The sequence below is a fragment of the Mesorhizobium sp. M0437 genome (genome assembly GCF_040321335.1).
Classification (GTDB): domain Bacteria; phylum Pseudomonadota; class Alphaproteobacteria; order Rhizobiales; family Rhizobiaceae; genus Mesorhizobium.
The window spans coordinates 1-2,794 of sequence record NZ_JAMYRK010000160.1 but is presented as its reverse complement, the minus strand read 5'-3'; the positions used below and the strand labels follow the sequence as shown (position 1 = coordinate 2,794).

General features: G+C 60.6%; 3 protein-coding genes and 1 pseudogene. 2 read left to right on the top strand and 2 right to left on the bottom strand.

Annotated features, from left to right (window positions below; translation table 11 throughout):
* Together NKI72_RS34480 and NKI72_RS34475 are read left to right on the top strand one after the other, a co-directional pair.
* On the top strand, nt 1-675 hold a 675-nt coding region (locus NKI72_RS34480), incomplete at its 5' end, for an integrase core domain-containing protein (protein WP_352852179.1).
* A 463-nt stretch (nt 676-1,138) separates the two neighbouring features.
* Nucleotides 1,139-1,438 (top strand): DUF1236 domain-containing protein, encoded by a 300-nt coding sequence (locus NKI72_RS34475; protein ID WP_352837527.1) that lies wholly within the window; start codon nt 1,139-1,141, stop codon nt 1,436-1,438.
* Between the two features lie 424 nt (nt 1,439-1,862).
* On the opposite strand, the gene NKI72_RS34470 is transcribed toward NKI72_RS34475, so the two are convergent.
* Both NKI72_RS34470 and NKI72_RS34465 read right to left on the bottom strand, forming a co-directional pair.
* Nucleotides 1,863-2,330: a hypothetical protein gene (locus tag NKI72_RS34470; protein ID WP_352852177.1), complete on the bottom strand. Its 468-nt coding sequence runs from the start codon at nt 2,328-2,330 to the stop codon at nt 1,863-1,865.
* A 177-nt stretch (nt 2,331-2,507) separates the two neighbouring features.
* Nucleotides 2,508-2,794: pseudogene (locus NKI72_RS34465) on the bottom strand (IS66 family transposase); the annotation flags it as partial.

Here is a 2,794-nt window from a genome sequence, read left to right as displayed (position 1 = left end):
GCATCTGGGGTCAACCGTATCTACCGTCTCTATCGCGAGGAAGGTCTGACGGTGCGCAAGCGCCGGGCAAGACGGCGAGCGGTCGGCACGCGGGCGCCGATCCTGGTCGAGGCAAAGCCGAATGCGCGCTGGTCGCTGGATTTCGTCCATGACCAGTTCGCCTGCGGCCGGCGCTTCCGTGTGCTCAACATCGTCGATGACGTGACACGCGAATGTCTGGCCGCGATTCCGGACACCTCGATCTCCGGCCGTCGGGTTGCTCGCGAGCTGACGGAACTGATCGCCCACCGCGGCAAACCAGGCATGATCGTCTCCGACCACGGCACGGAGTTCACCTCAAACGCCATCCTTGCATGGTCGAAGGATCACGGGATCGAATGGCACTACATCGCGCCGGGCAAGCCGATGCAGAACGGTTATGTCGAATCCTTCAACGGTCGCATGCGCGACGAGCTCTTGAACGAGAGCCTGTTCTTCGGCCTCGACCACGCCCGCAGCGCCATCGCGAGGCCTCATTCCTCGCTCGGCTACCAGACCCCGGCGGCATACGCCGAGGACATCACCGCAACCGGCCCCGACGCTGTGCTGATGGAAGGCTCTGCGCCTCCGCCGGTTGCTCAACCCGCGCCAAGAGGCGTAACAGAAACGGCCAAGGCTCTAATCGCCGCTGGATGAATGTTCAGTGGCAGGTCAGCTTCGGCGATAATCGCGAGCGCCCGGAGAACTAAGGGCCCGCCTGCCAAATCCAGCAAGGCCGGCGGACCCTATCAGCGCAATGAAGGGACTTTTCTTGCGCAGATACCAACTTCGGGGCTAGAGAGCGTCATTTTTCAGGCGACCGCTCCTATCATCAATAGTGAAATGGAGACGGCGAAAACCGACCCGAGCAACCAACGGGCTTGGTGGACACTAACTTCCATGAGCCGTCTCTCCTTCCATGAGTTCACGTGACAACGGGACGACGAAGTCGCGGTTCCGCGCGACACCTTGTTCAGGCCATTGCGTCTAGCACTTCAGACTTAGGTCCGGCGGTATAAGACCTAAGCCCCGGCGGAGGAACGTTCGTTGGTAGGCATACGTTTTGGTGAGCTTGGCGCGATGAAGATGCGTCCCGGCAAATTCCAACAAGGAGACGGCTATGAGAATGCATCTTTCCACCGCAGCCGCGGGATTTCTGTTGCTGGCCGGCATTGGTGCCGCTGCCGCCCAGGACGTGGTCATCGAACCGCAGCAGGAAACCGTCATCAAGGAATACGTGCACAAGCAGCCTCTCGCGTCGGTGAAAATTCCTGGAGTGGAGCTCAACATCGGCTCGACTCTTCCCGATACAGTCGAGCTTCGTGAAGTCCCCAACGTCAAATACCGTTATGTCGTTGTCGACAACCGGACCGTTCTGGTGGATCCGAGCACGCGCAGGATCGTCAAGGTCTACGACTGATCTGATCTTGGGAGCGCTGGCCCGGATGATGACTCCGGGTCAGCCGGTCGACCGTCTCGATAATCGCCTTAGCCAGCGCCTCGCCCTCATGCACCGGGCAGCCCATAAGAAGGTTCACTGCCTCCTCGCTCGGCAGAACGCCGGCTGGACAGGACGTGCAGCCAGACGCGCTCCTTGGTGCCCGCCGCCCAGCGGATCTCATATGCTTCGACGTCGTCTTCGGTCCAAGCTTCGAACCCGCCGCTCGACCCGGGTTCTTAACGCCGGCCGTTGGATCGATCCCCACTATCTCGGCTTCGAGTGCCCAGCGGAATAGTCCGCATGGCGTCGAAGGGTTTCTCCTCGTGCGGCACCAGTAGGCCAATACACCGTTTGAACAGCACTCAAAACAGTGGCTGAACAGAGCGAGGGGCGCAAGCGGCCCCTACCCTTTTGAACCTTTGAGTGTTCGGCCCAAAGGCGCTTGCAAAATTCGCGGGTTAGGCAACAAGTCGGATTGGCGTGCGCCGCTTTTTAGTGCTCCGAACCACGCTATCGCGAGCGCCTTGAAAAACGGCAGCTTGTGCGCGTGCGCATAGACCTTAGCGTCCTCTTCGGCGGTCAGATAGAGATTCGCCATGGCTTTCGTCAGATCCTCTGGATCGAACCGCTGGTTGAACTCTTTCTGTGTCATCAGCAATTCCGCTGCTCTGATCTGAGGGCTCGTGATTGGCGCGAAATCCGCGTTAGCCAGAACCTCCAATATTCTGCGGGCGCCAATTGCGGTTTGGCGGTTCACCAGACCGCTGATTGTTGCAATGGCGATTGTTTCCCGAGCGCGATATTTCGCGGCAGCCAGCGGCGTGGTGATAACCTTTATACCGGCCCTGGAGCACACCAATTCAACCGTCATGGCGTCCTCATCACCGGAAACGACCGCCGCTTGGTGAAGCTGAAGCGGGGTAATCCCAACGCGCTGGTGTTTTGGCCAACGAAGGCGGCCTGTGCCTGGCTATCAGGTGCATCGGTGCATCGACAATCATCACGGGTATCATGCCAACATGCGGATTGCTTGCCGCTGCTATAGCATCAGCGCCGCGACGCCGGCGCCGACCTGGTCGGCGAGCGTCGACAGGCTGAGCGGCACGCCTTCGCGGGCATAGCGTTCAGCCTGGCGGTTGAGCGGCTGATGCTGGCCCAACTTCTCGAACAGGATCATCGCCAGCAGGCCGGGACCGGCCCAGCCCCGTGGGGTGGCATGGAACGGCGCCGGAGCCTGGCTGTGAACTTCTCCCGCACGTGCTGGATCACCTTCCATTGCCGCGGCACCACCTCCAGCGTCTCGGTGATATCCTCACCCAGCTTGCGCAGCCGATG